The organism is Senegalimassilia sp., from assembly GCF_977052095.1.
The window spans coordinates 1-16,029 of sequence record NZ_CDRSTZ010000049.1 but is presented as its reverse complement, the minus strand read 5'-3'; the positions used below and the strand labels follow the sequence as shown (position 1 = coordinate 16,029).

Here is a 16,029-nt window from a genome sequence, read left to right as displayed (position 1 = left end):
TGCGGATGGACGCGTATTCGCTGACCAGCAGCACCAGCAGGATGCACATGACAATGAGGTACCCGATAACCGCGCCCGGCAACCCGGTGAAGTTCACCAGCAAAATGGGTACGAACAGGCTGAACCCAAACGTGATCAGGTACAGCTTCGTCACGGCGCGCTGGCGGCGCAGCACGGTGATGACCTGGTACAGAAACTCGATGCCTGCCGTAACGCCGCCGGCCGCCAGCATGACGAAGCACAGGCCGCGATACGGCTCGAAATCGATGCCGTACAAAAAGCTCATGATGGCCAGGCCGAACCATCCCATGATGCCGGCCATGGCCGCCGTGATGCCCACGATCACCACGAACATCACCACGATGATCAGGTCGAACTTCTTGCGCTTGGCGGGATCGGCCCACGCGTTGGCCATCTTCAGCAGCATAGGCTTGTAGATAAAGCCGCTGGTCAGCAAAATGGCGTGCGCGGGGAAGTACAGCGCGTTGTAGTACAGCTGGTTGTCGTAGGACAACGCGCCTTCCATCACGAACTTCGGCATGTTGTCGATAAGGTTGTACATGAACAGCGCCACGAACAGCGGGAAGCACTGCACCAGCAAGTTCACCACGCGCTTGACGTTCACGCGGCGCGATTTCGGCGTCTCAAGCTTTGCCAGCGGGAACGTGAACACCACGAACGTGGCGGCGGCCACCACGGCCATCACGATGCTTGACACGCCCACGTTCCGCGTGATGAGCAGGGCGAACGTAAACCCGATAAGCGCGGCGGCCGAACGGAAGGCCTGCGACATGCCCGCCAGGTACAGCTTGTCCTTCTGCTGCAGGCGCCCCTCGTACACGTCGGCAAGCGCGTCTACCATCTTATAAAGGTACACGCCCAGGCTCATAAGCCACATCTGGTCGGTGTACCCGCGGATGTTGCAGTACGTCAGCCCCGCCACCAGCATGATGACGCACGTCAGCACGCGGTTGGCCTGATAGTCGGCGAACGAGTATTCTTCGTCGAGGTCGGAAGCCTGGAAATTGCGCATGCCGTAGTTGCCCACGAACATGAGCAGCAGCGCGGTGACGAAGGCCAGCGAGAACATGCCGGCCTGCTCGGCGCCGGCCAGCTGCGTGACCACGATGGTGAGCACGGGGAACACGCAGCCCCACAGCCCCACGCCGATGGTGTTCCACGCGAAGTCGCGCGTGGTGCGGCCCGAGGCGTATTCGGCTTCCTGCTCAGCCAAGCCGCCGTCGTTCACGGCGCCAAGCACGCGGGTGCACCAGGCTTCAACCTGGCGGCTAAGGAAGCTTTTCTTGCGCGGCGCGTCGCCGCGGCGGCTTTTGCGTCCGCGGCCTCGTTTGCGTTTTCCGTCGGGCATGGCCTGCGTGCTATCGGCCGGAAGCGCCGCCGTGGGCTGCTGACCTGGGATGGCCGCCGTGGGCTGCGCGTTGCGCGCGCCTTGCGCGGTGTGGCGGCCGGGCATGGCCGCCGTAGGTTGCGCGGCGTGACGCCCGGGAAGCGGGGTCGTGGCCTGCTGGGCAGCGGGTTGCGCTACCTGCTGCGCGCTGGCGTGCTGTGCCGCGCTGCGGGGCGTGTTGCGGTAGGGGCTTCGCGGCGCATCAACGCGCACGCGTTGCAAATCGGGCCGCTGCGTGCCGTGCTTGCCCTGTGCGGAGGGCTCGGTATGTTCGAAAATGTTCATCCCACGTATTATAGAGATGCCGCTCACCGCCGTCCGTGCCCTGCTGGCGATATTCACACCACAAGCACCACCTGTTCGTATTGTCGCTTGGCGTGTAGGTTGCGCGCTCGCCTTGCAAGGTCTCTTCGTAAAATCATGCATTTTGCATTAGGTGACAATTTTGCCGAACGTATTTTCGCTCACTACAAAAAATGCTGCGTTCAAGTCATCTATCAGGAGTTTTTTACCGATTGAAAGATTGCGGGGGGGGGGTCTCAATGTAACTGTCGTATACTTCGACCTAGGACAAAGGAACGTGCGGGCAATTCGAAAAGACCCGTGCTTGGGACTAAAACAGGGAGCAAATCGGTGGGAACGTTTCATCTTCTTGCATTGGAAGACAACATCGAATATCAGGACGTTCTTCGCGATATGCTGGCTCAGTATCCCGGGGCCGATCGTTTGAACGTTGACATCATTTCAAGCGTTGCTACCCTTGAGGCGCTTATCGCTTCCGGCGACCATATCGACGTGTTCCTGTCCGACATCAGCTTAGGTGACGGCAAGCCTACCGGCATCGATTTGGTACGACGTCATTTCCCGGCCGGCGGCGGCACGCAGGTCGTCTATATCTCCGGCCACATCGAGTACTGCACGCCCGTTTACGAGACCGAGCATGCGTATTTCCTGCTCAAACCCATCAAGCAGGCGGATTTCAACGCGGCTATCGACAAGGCGCTGAAAAACCTGCAGGGAACGGATTACACGCCCGTTGCCATTCAGCACGGCGGCGCGGTCACCATGCTCAACCCTGCCGAAATCGAGTACATCGAAAGCGACCGTCGCAAGGTGCGGCTGTACACCGCGCCCGGCGAAGTGCTTGAAACCTACGCCACGCTTGGCCAGATGATCGACATGCTGCCCGATGATTTCGTGCAGTGCCATAAAAGCTATATCGTGAACATGATGCACATTTCCGAGCTGCGCACGGCCAGCGTGCTTCTGCGCTCGGGCGTCGAGGTGCCGGTCAGCCAGCGCCAGCGCAAGGCCATTCGCGACCTGTTCTACCGCTACGTTGGGTTGAACGCCCAATAGCAGGGGCGATCTGTGCTTTCCCCGGCGCTTCTCATCGCTATCTGCCTAACGGTATATCTGCTGGTCATTGCGGTGTTTTGCCAGCGCAAGCTGCACGGTGTCGTTTGGTGGCGCCGCCTGCTCAGCTTGTTGTTTCCCGCAAGCCAGCTGTGCTTGGTGCTGTTCGCGCTGGGCGCCGCTGCGGCCTATGCGGCGCCGTCCGCGCCGGTGGCGGTGATTGCCGTCGTGGGCATCGCGTGCGGGCCTGTCGATATGCTGCTGTTCCAGGGTTTGCGCGATGCATGCTTTCGCGCGCAAGCCGCCGAGCAGGTGCGCGAATTGGAGGATGAGCTGACCACGCAAAAGTTTTTGCGTGAGCGCTCTGCGCATGAAGGCGAAGAAGCCGACCGCATCGGCCAGCGCGTTCGCGAGCAGTTGTACGCGGCCGAGGCGGATTTGCGCGAACGTCGCGCGGCGGAAGCCGGCGAAAGCCTTGACCGCGCTATCAACGCTGCCGGTGGTTCGCGGGCTCGCTATTGCGCCCATCCGGCAATCGATGCGCTTGTGCGCTTGAAACTGGCCGATGCGCGCGAACTTGGTGTGCGGTTCGCGGTGCAGCTGCACGTACCGCTTGACCTGGCCTTGCCCAGCGCCGAGATCTGCGCGGTGTTTTCAAACCTTATCGATAACGCGTTGACGGCGTGCCGTCTCGTTGCGCCTGATCAGCGCTACGTCAGCGTGGCGGCTCGCATATGGGGCCGCTATTTCGTGGTGGACGTGGAGAACAGCTGCGCATCCGATGATTCCGCGCACGACATCCCCGCGCCTGCGGGTGCGCCTGCGGTGAAATCCAGCGGCAAAGATTGCCCTCTCGCAGCCTCTGTCGCTGGCGAAAAGCCCGAAACCGCAAGTTCACCGCACCGCGCGAACGCTCGCCGTGTCGCAAACGGCGAAGTCCCGGCCGACGCGGCCTCCGCTTCCGTGCCGGCTTCGCCTGCTGTTCCCAACGTGCACGCGCTGCACGGATGGGGCCGCGGTATTGTGAACGACATCGCCGAGCGCCACGATGGCCAGGTCAGCGTCCAAAACGAACGGGGCCGCTACCATGTGCGCGTCATTTTGCATACCGAAGGAGGCGATGCGCTGTGATCGGGGCAATTGCCGGCGCGTCCGCGTTCGCCATTGTTTCGGGCTTTATAGCGTTGGCGGCAGCGCTTGCACTTGCTGCCGTGGTTGCCGTGCGGCGGCGCCGCCGCACGGTATCGCAATACTGGGCGTTCGGCCTGTTCCCGCTGTTGCAGGTCGTGCTGCTGTTTCTGTGCTGTTGGGTGGTGGTGCGCTACTGCGGCGCCGACTGGAACCTGTCGTGGGCGTGCGTGGCGCTTGCGGTGCTGTGCCTTGCGATGGACGGGCTGGTGCTCGTCGCCATCATCAGCGTGCGCGCCCGCACGCGCCACGCCGACCGCGCCCGCGCGCTGCGCGGCCAGCTTGACGCCTATCTTGTCGAATATCAGGAAACGGTGGAGAGGATGGAGCGCACGGCACGGCTGCGCCACGACTTGCGCAACCAGGTGCAAATCGTGAACGCCCTGGCGGCACGCGGCGAATTCGAGCTGGCGCAGCACCACATTGCCGCCATGCTGAAGGAACTGGAGAAATAGGTACCTGCGCAGTCTGCAGTTTTTCGGTGCGCCTCACGCTGGCAACATGCGTGTGGTACGCTACGCAGCCAATACCGAAACGCACTTCGCCAACCCGCCCCGTCGAAAGGAGCGCCATGACCGCCGTCATCACCGCATGTCCCGCATTCTCGCAGGCGTACGAAACCGCTGCGGGAACGAAGACCGTCCAGCAGGTGCGCGCCCTTGGCACCGCGGCCGAGGCCGACGTCATCGCCGCGCGCCGGCTGTTCCACCGCTTCCCCGAAACGTCGGGCAACGAGGAAAACACGCAGCAGCTGCTGAGCAAACAGCTTTCTGACCTGGGAATTGAGCACACGTGCCTTGAAAACCACGGCATAATCGCCACCATCCGCGGCACGGCGCCCGGCGCGTACGGCTCCGACGGCACCCCGGCGCACCGCGTGGCCCTGCGCGCCGATATGGACGCGCTGCCCGTCACCGAGGACACGGGCGCGGCGTTTGCGTCCGAAAACCCCGGCGTCATGCACGCGTGCGGCCACGATGCGCACATGGCCATGATGCTCGGCGCCGTGCGCATCCTGCGCGACGTTGCCGATCAGCTTGTCGGCGAAGTGCGCATCATCTTCCAGCCGGCCGAGGAAATCTCCATCGGCGCGCTTTCCATGATCGAAGCCGGCGCGCTCGAAGGCGTCGACGCCATCTACGGCGCGCACATCTGGAGCGAAGTGCCCGCCGGCACCGTGTCGTGCGCGCCCGGGCAGCGCATGGCGAACACCGACTGGTTCCACATCGAGATAGAGGGCGTCAGCGCGCACGGCTCCATGCCGCACAAGGGCGTCGACGCCGTGGTGGTGGGCGCCGAGATGGTCATGGCGCTGCAAGTGCTGGTCAGCCGCGATGTTTCGCCGTTCGAGCCCGTGGTGGTCACCGTGGGCGAGTTCCACGGCGGCGAGGCGCGCAACGTCATGGCCGGCCACGCCACGCTCACGGGCACGGTGCGCACGTGGTCCGAGCAGATGCGCGCCGAGGTTCCCGACCGCCTTGAGCGCATCGTCAGCCGCAGCGCGCACGCGCTTGGCGCGAAGGCCACGTTCGCGTTCGAGTCGGGTAACGCCGGCCTTGCCAACGATCCGGCGTGCGCCGAGGTGGCGCGCCAGGCCGTGCTCGACACGCTCGGCGCCGAAGGCGTGGCCGACTACCGCGGCACGCTTTCCGGCGAGGACTTCAGCGAGTACCTGCGCCTCGTGCCCGGCGTGTTCTGCTTCGTGGGCACGCGCAACCCCGCAGTGGGCGCCGAGCACCCGCAGCACAGCTGCCACTACACCATCGACGAATCGGTGCTGGTCAAAGGCAGCATGGTGGCCGCCCAATGGGCCTGCCGCATGCTGGCGGGGAAGTAAGCGCCGCATTTTTCAACACCCGGTATGCTTTGCGCGTCGTTATATTCGGCAAGCGGTATAATGCGGGGCGGACTGTTGAATGCTTTCGAAAGGAATGTCATGCCGGAGATGATTTCGGTCGAGCAAGCGCGCGACCTGGTTTTGTCGCACGTTTCGCAGCTGCCTGCGGAAACGGTGCCGGTTTTGGACGCGGCGGGTCGCGTTGCGGCAACCGACCTGCAAAGCGATATCGATATCTCGCCGTTTGCCCACTCTGCTATGGACGGGTTCGCCGTGCGCGCGGCGCAGCTGGAAGGTGCCAGCCCGGAAACCCCCGTTGAGCTGGACGTTATCGCGGAAGTTGCCGCGGGCGACACGTTCGACGGCGAAATCCCCGACGGCGCGTGCGTGCGCATCATGACCGGCGCGCCGCTGCCTGCCGCGGCCGATTCCGTGGTGAAGTACGAGATTGTGCGCAACGTCGAAGGCGACGGCCGCCCCGGCAGCCGCGTGGCGTTCGATGCCCCTGTGAAGCTGCGCAACAACGTGCGCGAGGCGGGCGAGGAAGCGCGCGCCGGCGAGGCCGTTGTGCACGCGGGCGAGGTCATCAATGCTGCTGGCGTGGGCTTTTTGGCCAGCTGCGGCGTGTCGGAGGTGCCGGTTCCGCGCCGCCCGCGCGTGGCCATTATCTCCATCGGCAGCGAGTTGGTGCCGCCCACCGAGGTGCCCACGGCCGGCAAGATCCGCAATTCGAACGGCTATGCCCTGTCGGCGTCCGCTCGCGCGGCCGGCGCCATCCCCACGCTGCTGCCCATCGTGGAGGACTCGCTTGAAGCGCTGAAGGCCGCGGTGGTGGCGGCAACGGCCGAGTACGACTTCGTGGTCACCAGCGGCGGCGCGTCGAACGGCGACTTCGACTTCATCAAGCCCTGCGTCGAGCAAACCGGCCAGCTGTTCATGACGCTTGTGAACATGCGCCCGGGCAAGGCGCAAACGTTTGGCCTGGTCAACGGCACGCCCGTGTTCGGCCTGCCCGGCAATCCCGCGGCGGCCTACTGCGGGTTCGAGATGCTCATCCGCCCGGCGCTGCGCAAGATGCAGGGTTACACGAACTTGGCGCGCCCGCGCGTGGTGGCGCGCCTTTCGCGCGACACGAAGAAGAAGGACCCGCGCCGCATCTATCTGCGCGCCACGCTCACGAAAGACGCCGACGGCGCTTACGTGGTGGAGCCGGCGAAGAACCAAAGCTCGGGTTTGTTCGGCGTCATCCAGCGCAGCAATTGCCTGGCCATCATGCCCGAGGGCTTCGAGGGCCGCACCGCCGGCAGCGAAATCGAGTGCATCCTGCTCGACGTCAGCGAAGACGTGGCCATTTAGCTGGTGTTTTACGCCGCTTGGTATGCGAGTTTTCGCCCGCTTGCCAAGCGGCGGATTTGCATCTTGAGGCCAGCTGAACAAGCTGGCGGCACGAACGTAGTCGGCGTTGGCTTCTTCCGTGTCTGCTTTGCCTGGTTGGCTGGCCTTTGCCCATTATCAAAAGGAGAAGCACATGCACGAACACAATCATGAGGCGGCGCCGCTGACGTTCGCCATTATCACGTGCTCGGACACGCGCGGCATGAAGCAGGACACGGCCGGCGCGGCGCTTGAGCAGCTTATTGCCGATAACGGCTGGGAGTGCAAAAGCCACGTGGTGGTGAAGGACGAGGTGCCGCAGATCAGCGCTGCCATCGTAGAAGCGTGCGACGAAATCGACGCCGACATCGTGCTGACGTGCGGCGGCAGCGGCCTTTCGCTGCGCGACGTCACGCCCGAGGCCACGCAGGCCGTGTGCGACCGCAACGTGCCTGGCATCGCCGAGGCCATGCGTGCCCACAGCCTGGCCATCACGCCGTTCGCCATGCTCTCGCGCGCGCTGTGCATGCAGCGCGGAACGCACCTGGTGGTGAACCTGCCGGGCAGCGAGAAAGCCGCGCGCGAGAACTGGGACGGCATCGTGGCAGCCCTGCCGCACGCTGTCAAAATGATGGCCGGCGGCGGCCACTAAGCCGGCTACCTGCTGATTATCGATGGTGGTTTGAGGCGTGCGGTGGCGTAAGCGTTGGGCATGCGTACTCGCGATTCGCCGCATGTGCTCACAAGGCGCCGCGCGCGTTCGCAAGGTGTCGCGTGGTCAGTAAGTAAGCAAGTTCGAAGGGGGCGTCGCACATGCGCGGCGCCCCCTTCGTGGTATTTGTGCCGTTGATTCGCATTCAGAATCGCGCGAAATCGTCCATTGTTGGGCAAAAATCCGAGAAGTTGAAAATCAATCGCTCGTCTGCTCCTCGATACATCACGTGCGATGGAATAAACGAAGCTATCTGTGTAATGAACGCTATATTACCTCTACGCGTTCATGAGCGGGGGAAACAAAATCGTGCAAAAACGCCTATGGCATCATCGCGCGCGTTCAGCTTCTCGGAAAAATGGCAAAGAGTGGCTATCTTTTCGAGAAGCTGAACGCGTCGAGAAGGTATCCTCTTTCCGCTTACTGGTCCTTGTTGGAAATCAGCAGCAGGATGCCGCTGACCAGGCTGCAGAAGATAAGCGTGCACACGCCGAACAGCACGGTGTTAGGCTTCGTGCCTTTGTAGATACCCCAACAGTGCACGGTCATGGGGATCATCCAAATGAGCGGCAGGATTGCAAGGGCGGAAATAAGCGTGCTGATCAGGCAGAACACGAAGGCAACCATGCGCAGCGTCTTATCGGAGTCGTCAACAACGTACACCGGCGCGCTGGCGGGCGCATAGCTGCCGGGCTGCGCGGGAGCGCCGTACGAATATCCCGGTTGCTGCGCTGCGCCTGCGTATGGCGAAGTCGGTTGACCAGGCGCCGCGCCGTTGGGCGAACCGTACCCCGGCGTGGACGTCCCATATGCGCCAGCGTTTTGCTCGGCAGCGGACTGGCTGGCAGCGGCAAACCCCGGCGATGCGTATTTCGGCGCAGCGTAGGGCTGTTGCTGCTGGTAGTCGGCTTGCGGCGCTGCTCCTGCTGCCGGGCTAGGGGTGTCCGCGCCCACGCTCGCCGCGTTGCCTTCCTGTTGGTAGGCTGCCGGCGCCGTTGGCGCGCCATCGGCTTGCGCCGCGCCCGCCGCGTCCGCTGCGGCAGCAAGCGGCGTGCCGCAGTTCGTGCAGAATTTCGCTTCGGCAATGTTGTCGTTTCCGCAGTTGGGGCAGTGCATGGCGTTCTCCGTTCCGTATGACCTCGGCCGGCGCGCAAAATGCTCGACAGCCTGCGCGCAATTGTTGGGTTCCACCATAACACCAATGGGCGAATTCCGCGGCCTTCGCTTGCAAATGCAAGGTCGCTGTTAGGTTCGGCGGTCCGCCCGCGTGCACTGCTGCTTCGACTTTTCGCTTGCACTTCGCGGTGAAGGCGGGGTTGCTGAAGCTGGGGGGTGCGGACGGGTCGTCCGGGCGTCCTCCTGCGCTTCTGACTGCAAAACTTGCTGCAGGTCTCAACTGCCGTCGGGCGCCGTTGCAGCCGGCTTGCCCAGTGCTTGGCCGAACCTTGGACGGCCCGTTTGCGTGCGTTAGCGCTTTTGTGCCAATCGTTTGCGGCCCGGGTGCGGCGGCTTGCCAGTGCTATACTGGTGTGCGCTCAAATGGGAAATCGCCCAAGCGCGCGGCACGCCGCGGCCACAAGCCGGCCAACGCGTTCCATAATCGCAGGTAGCAGCCCTGTTCAAACGCCCTGTGCGGCTTGATCGGCTTTTTCTGCATCGCGCTTCGGGGGATATCGAAAAGGTTCAAGAGGGTATAGAACATGGCAGACAACACAGAGCTCCCCAACGGATTCACCGGCTTCGCGTTCCGCAAGCAGCCGGGCACGGAAAGCGCCGCGGACGCCATTCGCGAGCGCGAGGCGCAGCGCGCCGCCCATGCCGGTCGTCCCGCGCCCGCCCAGCCCGCGCCTCGCCGCGGCGCGAACAGCTACCTGACCGATCGCGAGGCAGCTGCCGACGCGGCCAACGAGGTGCGCGGCGCGTTCCAATACAACCGCGACCACGAGGAAGCCGCTGCCGCCTACGCCGCCGCCGTTGACGCCGCGGAGGGCCACGTGGAGTTCGACCCCGAAAAGCTGGCAACCATCCCCGAGAAGGACCGCCGCTGGGCGTGGCTGGAAATCGACCTGAACACCATCCGCCACAACGCCTCGGCCGTGAAGAAGATGATCGGCTCGGGCCGCCATATGATGGCGGTCGTGAAGGCCGACGCCTACGGCCACGGCGCGGTGCGCGTGGCGAAGACGGCGCTGAACTCCGGCGCCGACTACTTGGGCGTTGCCACGGTCGACGAGGGCATTCAGCTGCGCGAAGGTCTGGTCAACGCGCCAATCCTTATGTTGGCCGAGCCGCCGGCAAGCGCTATTCCGCTGTTGCTTGCGTACAAGATCATGCCGGCGGTCTACTCGTCGGAGTTCGCCATCAAATACGCCGAGGCCGCCGACTCCATGGGCCTGCGCGCGCCGTTCCACCTTGCTGTGAACACGGGCATGAACCGCATCGGCGTGCGTTGGGACGAGGTCGTCACGTTCATGCACCAGGTGGGCTTCCACCGCGCGCTTGAGCTCGAAGGCGTGTTCACGCACTTCGCCACGGCCGACTGCCCCGAAACGCTTGACTTCCAGATCCAGGCGAAGCGCTACATCGAGGCCATCGAGGCCCTGCGTGCCGCCGGCATCAACCCCGGCATCGTGCACTGCGCGAATTCCGCGGCAGCCATCCGCTACCCCGACGTGCGCTTCGATATGGTGCGCCTGGGCATCGGCCTGTACGGCTATCAGCCGTGCCCCGAAACCACGCCGCTTATCGAGCTGAAGCCGGCCATGAGCGTGCACGCGCGCATCACCGATACGCGCCTGGTGCCCATGAGCGAAGGCGTCAGCTACGGGCTGAACTACCGCAGCCCCGGCAGTGTGAAGATCTGCACCGTGCCGGTGGGCTACGGCGACGGCCTGCGCCGCGGGCTGTCCGGCCGCACCGATTTCCTGGTGGACGGCGTGCGCTGCCGCCAGGTGGGCAACATCTGCATGGACCAGTGCATGTTCGAGGTTGACCTGCGCAGCTACGCGCGCCGCCGCCGCATCGACCCGCAGGTGGGCGACGAGGTGCTCATCGTCGGTCAGCAGGGCGACGCCATGGTCACCATCGAGGAGATGTGCGACACGCTCGGCACCATCCCGCACGAGCTGTGCATCGCCTTCGCCCATCGCATGCCGCGTTACTACGTGTAGGCGAGGCGCCGAAAGCGTCGGTGAGATGCTGCAGAGTGAATCTGTCGAGCTCAATGACGGTTTGCAAGAGAAGCGGGGAAGGGGCTGCCTCCTTCCCCGCTTTGTTGTTGGGGCTGGCGAAACGGGCCGTGCGTTGACGGCGTGCCGTTTGCGAATGCCGAGCTGGACGGCGTAATCAATTCGTTACGCGTGCGACCTTGCGCGTCGTAAGCCGCGCAAGGTCGCACGCAAACACCGGCAAGGCCCGTCTCCTAATCCTGGGTAAGGCGTTAGAGGTGGCGGGCGGCGCTGATGGTTAGTTTAGGGCCAGCCTTCAACCCGGCCCTTTTTTTGTTTGCTCTTCCTCCTGCGCCTCGTATTTTGCTGTTCAGAAGCGAAAAACGTGCACAAATTGAACGCTGAGCGTGAAACTCCTTTTTACGCTTTCCCCGAACGCGGCTTTTGCGCACCGAAAGCCGCCATTTTCGTTTCGAGGAAAGGCACAAACATGGCGAACGCAGCAAAATCGAACCAACTTGCAAATCAGACGAAGCCCGCTTCCGACGGTACCTTTTCGGCCTCGCAGTCTCTCGACGGCGTCGCACCTGCCGGCACGCTATATGGCTATGCGCGCGTCAGCGCCCGCGACCAAAACCTGGCGCGCCAGCTTGATGCGCTGCGGCAATTCGGCGTGCCGTCCGAGCGCATCTTTGCCGACAAGGCCAGCGGCAAAGACTTCGAACGCCCCGCGTGGCGCCAACTCACCGGCTCGCTGGCGCCCGGCGACGTGCTGATAGTGAAGTCCATCGACCGCTTCGGCCGCAACTACGAGGAAATCCAGGAAGAATGGCGTCGCATCGTGAAGGTGCGCGGCGCGGCCGTGGTGGTGCTCGACATGCCGCTGCTCGACACGCGCCAGCGCGAAGGCGACGTGACCAGCGCGCTTATCGCCGACATCGTGTTGCAGCTGCTCAGCTACGTGGCGCAGGTGGAACGCGAGAACATCAAGCAGCGGCAAAGCGAGGGCATCGCGGCGGCGCGTGCCCGCGGCGTGCGCTTCGGCCGCCCGAAGAAGCCCCGTCCGTGCGCGTACGCCCGCCTGCGGCAAAGCTGCCTGGCCGGCACGATCATGCGTGCCGAAGCAGCCCGCCAGCTGCACGTCAGCCCCAAAACCCTCGCCACCTGGCTTGCCGAGGACGCAAAATGAGCGCGGTGATTCGGAAGGGTGTGCGTTGAAGCGGCAATTCGCAAAGCAGTCAACCATGTGTAACATTTGCAATCTGTTACCTAATTTCCTTCCACACTATTCCCGATTGTGGGACAATAGGAGAGTTAATGTGCAAATTGCGATAGCTTCGCGTCGTCACGCTTGCGGCGGCTGCGCTATCGCAAAGATCGGCGGCACGGTGCCGTCGTCTGCAGGTTCGCAAGGCTAGGAGAAGTACGCATGGCGCAACTGCAAAACGCCAAAGCCAAAAAGAAGAAGGGCGGCAACGTCAACCGTCGCAACGTTTGGCTTCTGGTGGCAACCACCATCTTGGTGATTGGGTCCATCTTCATGTTCACCCCGCCGCAGGAAAAGATCAACCAGGGCCTGGACATCCAGGGCGGCCTGTCGGTGGTGCTGTCGGCGAAAAGCACGGACGGTGGCACGGTTTCCACCGATGACATGGAGAAATCCCGCGCCATCATCGAGCAGCGCGTGAACGCCCTCGGCGCGTCTGAGGCCGTTGTGCAGCTGCAGGGCACCGATCAAATCCTTGTGCAAATCCCCGGCCTGTCCGACACCGAAACGGCGCTGTCCACCATCGGCAAAACCGGCAAGCTTGAGTTCGCACGCCTGGATTCGTTCACCGATTCCGACGTGAAGACCAAGATCGAGAACGGTCAGTACGGCACGAACGGCACCATCACCGACGACTTCGGCAACACGCTGCCGTCGGGCACCGTCGAGCACCTGAAGGTCGACGAGGGCACGTACACGCCGCTCATCACGGGCAACAACATCACGAAGGTCGACATCGGCCGCGCGTCCGAAACGGGCACCGACTACTCCGTCAACGTCACGCTTGATTCCGAGGGCACGAAGGCGTTCGCCGACGCCACGAAGGAGCTGGCCAGCTCGAAGGGCAAGATCGTCATCATCCTGGACGGCGAAGTGCAGTCCGCACCGGCCGTACAGTCCGAAATCACCGGCGGTCAGGTGTCCATCACCGGCGGCTACGACAAGGACGAGGCGTCCGCCATGGAGACGGTGCTCGAGTCCGGCTCGCTGCCCGTCAGCTTCGAGTACGCGCAGTCCCAGGTGGTCGGCCCCACGCTCGGCCAGGACGCGCTGACGTCCGGCGTGCTGGTTGCCGCCATCGGCCTGGCGCTGGTTATGCTGTACCTGCTGGTGTTCTATCAGGGTCTCGGCATCCTCACCGCGGCTGCTATGGCCGTGTTCGCCGTGCTGTACCTGGGCATTCTGGCGCTGCTTTCCCACTTCGGCCTGTTCAGCCTGTCCATGGCCGGCATCGCCGGCGTCGTGCTGACCATCGGTATGGCCGCCGACTCGTCCATCCTTACGCTTGAGCGCTTCCGCGAGGAAATCCGCATGGGTCGCAGCGTGCGCGCCGCGTCCATCACCGGCGTGCGCCACGGCATCCTCACGTCCATCGATGCCGACTTGGTCACGCTGGTTTCCGCCCTCACGCTGTTCTTCCTGGCATCGGCCTCCGTCAAGGGCTTCGGCCTGACGCTGGCGCTGGGCATTGTGTGCGACATCGTCATGATGCTGCTGTTCAAGGCCCCCATCATCCGCCTTCTGGCGCCGAAGTCCATCGCGCGCCACCCCGGCTTCTGGGGCGTGAAGGACTGCGAACAGGCCGCGCCGTACTTCCAGGGTGAAAAGCCCGCCGCGTCGCGCAAGGACGTGAAGGGCCGCTTCATCAAGCTTGACATCAACCTGCTGGGCTACCGCAAGATCTTCCTGACCGTGGCCGCGTGCGCCATCGTGGTTGTGGTTGCGCTTGTGGGCATCCGCGGTGTGAACTTCGGCATCGAGTTCGTCGGCGGCACGTCCGTGACGTTCCACCAGGGCGGCAACGATGTCACCACCGAGCAGGTGCGCTCCGCGTTTGACGCTGCGGGCGAGCCCGACGCCGTGGTGCAGACCACGAACTCCGACGGCCAGGCCGGCTTCCTGGTGCGCACCACCGACACGTCGGCGGAAAGCGCTGCCACGGCCGCCAACCAGGTTGCCGACCAGTTTGGCTGGGATAGCGAAAGCTTCGAGGTGACCACCATCGGTCCCGACTGGGGCACCAGCGTCATCCAAAGCTCCTGCATCGCGTTTTTCGTGTCGCTGCTGCTGATCATCGCCTACATCTCGTTCCGCTTCCGCGATCCGAAGATGGGCGTGTCGGCTGTTATCGCGCTGCTGCACGACCTGGTCATCGTGCTGGGCGTGTACGTGCTGGTGGGCCGCGAGGTCACGCCGAATACCATCGCCGCGCTGCTGACCATCTTGGGATACTCGCTGTACGACACCGTGGTGGTGTTCCACCGCATCAACGAGAACATGAAGGCCGAGGCGCCGAAGTGCACGTTCGCCACCATGGCAAACCACTCCGTCAACGAGGTGCTCGTGCGCTCGCTTAACACGTCCATCACCTCGCTTATCCCGGTTGTGGCCATGCTCATCTTCGGCGGCGAGACGCTGCGCGACTTTGCGCTGGCCATGACGGTGGGTCTGCTGTGCGGCTGCTACTCGTCGTACGCCATCGCCACGCCCATCTACGTGATGTGGAAGACGCGCGAGCCGAAGTTCGCGAAGCTGCAGAAGAAGTACGGTACGGAAATCCAGCGCTGGTTCCTGAACCGCCTGCCGCAAGCCGCTGCTGCCACGGCAACCGCAGGCGCAAGCGCGCCGGCCGCCGGTGTTGCCGCAGGTGCCGCTGCTGATACGCAGGCCGCAAGCGCGAACACGAGCGCAAACGCAGCTGCCCAGCAGCCCGCAACCGCTTCCGCGCAAGCGCCCGCAACCAAGCCGGCCAATCACGGCGGTTCCAAGAACAAAAAGAAGCACAAGAAAGTGCAAGGCTAGCGTTTAAGTAACCTGTCATTGCAAAAAGAGCCTCAATCGAGCCGATTGAGGCTCTTTTTCTACGTTTGCGCTACGAATGTTTCTTATTCAGCAAGTCTGCAAGTTGAAAAATCGCTCATGTATGTGATTTAACTCTGTAGCAGCAAGTTGATGGCATGATAGCAAGAGCATTTGCCCAGGTCACTGCGATGCGAATAATTAAAGGCTGTCGGACTGTCGCCATTAAATCACATACATGAGCGATTTTTGATTCAGCTTACATTGCCGGAAGCCGGAATGTGCAACCATGCGTTGTTGTTTGTCGCTGGAACGCTCAGGGTGCTTTCTAATAGATATCTTTAGTTCCGAGGATTACCGGTGTCGCTATCGGGCATGTAAACAACATGCGTATAGGTGATGTGATACGCTGCTACTGTGCGTATTGCGCCATATGTTGAGGTTTGATCTGGCCCAGGGTGCACCTTGCGGCCGATAAGAAGGAGTTGTTATGCGACAAGGAAGCGCCCCGAATTTTTGCCCGCCTACAGAAGAGGGCATCACGCTGACGTTCCAGGACGAGAAAGGCGAGCTGGTAGAGCTTGAGTTTCTGGGTCTTATTCTGCACGAGGGTCGTCGATACGGCTTTTTCTTCCCGGTGACGGAGGACACGCCCGCCTGCTCGTCGGGTGAGATTATCCCGCTTGAGGCCACGGAGCTTGACGAAGATGGCCAGCCCGCCGCGTTTGAACTGGTAGAAGACGAGGCCATTGCCCGCGAAGTCTACGAAGACTTCCGCGAAGCAGCCAAAGACCTCTACGACTTCGAATAAGCGTTCGGGCATATGCGAAAGGCGGCCGTGGGCAATTGATAGCCACGCCCCCGTTATGCCACCCCTACAGCTCGAGCGGGGTGCAATAGGAGGTGTTGGAAAAAAAGGCG

At 63.0% G+C, this 16,029-nt stretch carries 12 protein-coding genes; 10 read left to right on the top strand and 2 right to left on the bottom strand.

Going from position 1 to position 16,029, the window contains the following annotated elements:
- On the bottom strand, positions 1 to 1,693 hold a 1,693-nt coding region (locus ACWI6D_RS08015), incomplete at its 3' end, for a lipopolysaccharide biosynthesis protein (RefSeq protein WP_449134298.1).
- A 348-nt stretch (positions 1,694 to 2,041) separates the two neighbouring features.
- Between ACWI6D_RS08015 and ACWI6D_RS08010 the strand changes: the two genes are divergently transcribed.
- The 6 genes from ACWI6D_RS08010 (at position 2,042) to ACWI6D_RS07985 (ending at position 7,815) form a co-directional block, all read left to right on the top strand.
- Positions 2,042 to 2,767 (top strand): LytR/AlgR family response regulator transcription factor, encoded by a 726-nt coding sequence (locus tag ACWI6D_RS08010; RefSeq protein WP_449134297.1) that lies wholly within the window; start codon positions 2,042 to 2,044, stop codon positions 2,765 to 2,767.
- A 12-nt stretch (positions 2,768 to 2,779) separates the two neighbouring features.
- Entirely contained in the window at positions 2,780 to 3,895 is a 1,116-nt protein-coding gene (locus ACWI6D_RS08005) for a GHKL domain-containing protein (protein ID WP_449134296.1), read from the top strand.
- Positions 3,892 to 4,407, top strand: coding sequence for a hypothetical protein (locus tag ACWI6D_RS08000; protein WP_449134295.1), 516 nt, complete (start codon positions 3,892 to 3,894; stop codon positions 4,405 to 4,407). Before ACWI6D_RS08005 ends, ACWI6D_RS08000 begins: the two co-directional genes overlap by 4 nt.
- A gap of 116 nt (positions 4,408 to 4,523) precedes the next feature.
- Positions 4,524 to 5,789 (top strand): amidohydrolase, encoded by a 1,266-nt coding sequence (locus tag ACWI6D_RS07995; RefSeq protein WP_288285529.1) that lies wholly within the window; start codon positions 4,524 to 4,526, stop codon positions 5,787 to 5,789.
- 99 nt (positions 5,790 to 5,888) lie between these two features.
- On the top strand, positions 5,889 to 7,145 hold the full coding sequence (locus ACWI6D_RS07990) for a molybdopterin molybdotransferase MoeA (protein WP_302935715.1): 1,257 nt from the start codon (positions 5,889 to 5,891) through the stop codon (positions 7,143 to 7,145).
- 172 nt (positions 7,146 to 7,317) lie between these two features.
- The gene (locus ACWI6D_RS07985; protein WP_302935716.1) at positions 7,318 to 7,815 is read left to right on the top strand and encodes a MogA/MoaB family molybdenum cofactor biosynthesis protein; all 498 of its coding nucleotides are present in this window, start codon (positions 7,318 to 7,320) and stop codon (positions 7,813 to 7,815) included.
- Between the two features lie 480 nt (positions 7,816 to 8,295).
- Here ACWI6D_RS07985 and ACWI6D_RS07980 read toward each other — a convergent pair whose 3' ends face one another.
- The gene (locus tag ACWI6D_RS07980; protein WP_449134294.1) at positions 8,296 to 8,991 is read right to left on the bottom strand and encodes a zinc-ribbon domain-containing protein; all 696 of its coding nucleotides are present in this window, start codon (positions 8,989 to 8,991) and stop codon (positions 8,296 to 8,298) included.
- A gap of 584 nt (positions 8,992 to 9,575) precedes the next feature.
- Here ACWI6D_RS07980 and alr point away from each other — a divergent pair.
- From alr to ACWI6D_RS07960, 4 genes are all read left to right on the top strand, one after another.
- Positions 9,576 to 11,045, top strand: coding sequence for an alanine racemase (gene alr, locus ACWI6D_RS07975; protein WP_449134293.1), 1,470 nt, complete (start codon positions 9,576 to 9,578; stop codon positions 11,043 to 11,045).
- 487 nt (positions 11,046 to 11,532) lie between these two features.
- Entirely contained in the window at positions 11,533 to 12,231 is a 699-nt protein-coding gene (locus tag ACWI6D_RS07970; protein ID WP_449134292.1) for a recombinase family protein, read from the top strand.
- Between the two features lie 240 nt (positions 12,232 to 12,471).
- Positions 12,472 to 15,111, top strand: coding sequence for a protein translocase subunit SecD (gene secD, locus ACWI6D_RS07965; protein ID WP_449134291.1), 2,640 nt, complete (start codon positions 12,472 to 12,474; stop codon positions 15,109 to 15,111).
- 487 nt (positions 15,112 to 15,598) lie between these two features.
- A complete protein-coding gene (locus ACWI6D_RS07960) occupies positions 15,599 to 15,919 on the top strand; it encodes a DUF1292 domain-containing protein (RefSeq protein ID WP_449134290.1) in 321 nt (106 codons plus the stop codon).
- Positions 15,920 to 16,029 lie beyond the last annotated feature (110 nt).

What these genes read in the sequence shown, in the direction of transcription:
- ACWI6D_RS07995 (WP_288285529.1), top strand. Translation starts at nt 4,524, where the DNA reads ATGACCGCCGTCATCACCGCATGTCCCGCATTCTCGCAGGCGTACGAA.
- ACWI6D_RS07990 (WP_302935715.1), top strand. Translation starts at nt 5,889, where the DNA reads ATGCCGGAGATGATTTCGGTCGAGCAAGCGCGCGACCTGGTTTTGTCG.
- ACWI6D_RS07985 (WP_302935716.1), top strand. Translation starts at nt 7,318, where the DNA reads ATGCACGAACACAATCATGAGGCGGCGCCGCTGACGTTCGCCATTATC.
- ACWI6D_RS07980 (WP_449134294.1), bottom strand. Translation starts at nt 8,991, where the DNA reads ATGCACTGCCCCAACTGCGGAAACGACAACATTGCCGAAGCGAAATTC.
- alr (WP_449134293.1), top strand. Translation starts at nt 9,576, where the DNA reads ATGGCAGACAACACAGAGCTCCCCAACGGATTCACCGGCTTCGCGTTC.
- ACWI6D_RS07970 (WP_449134292.1), top strand. Translation starts at nt 11,533, where the DNA reads ATGGCGAACGCAGCAAAATCGAACCAACTTGCAAATCAGACGAAGCCC.
- secD (WP_449134291.1), top strand. Translation starts at nt 12,472, where the DNA reads ATGGCGCAACTGCAAAACGCCAAAGCCAAAAAGAAGAAGGGCGGCAAC.
- ACWI6D_RS07960 (WP_449134290.1), top strand. Translation starts at nt 15,599, where the DNA reads ATGCGACAAGGAAGCGCCCCGAATTTTTGCCCGCCTACAGAAGAGGGC.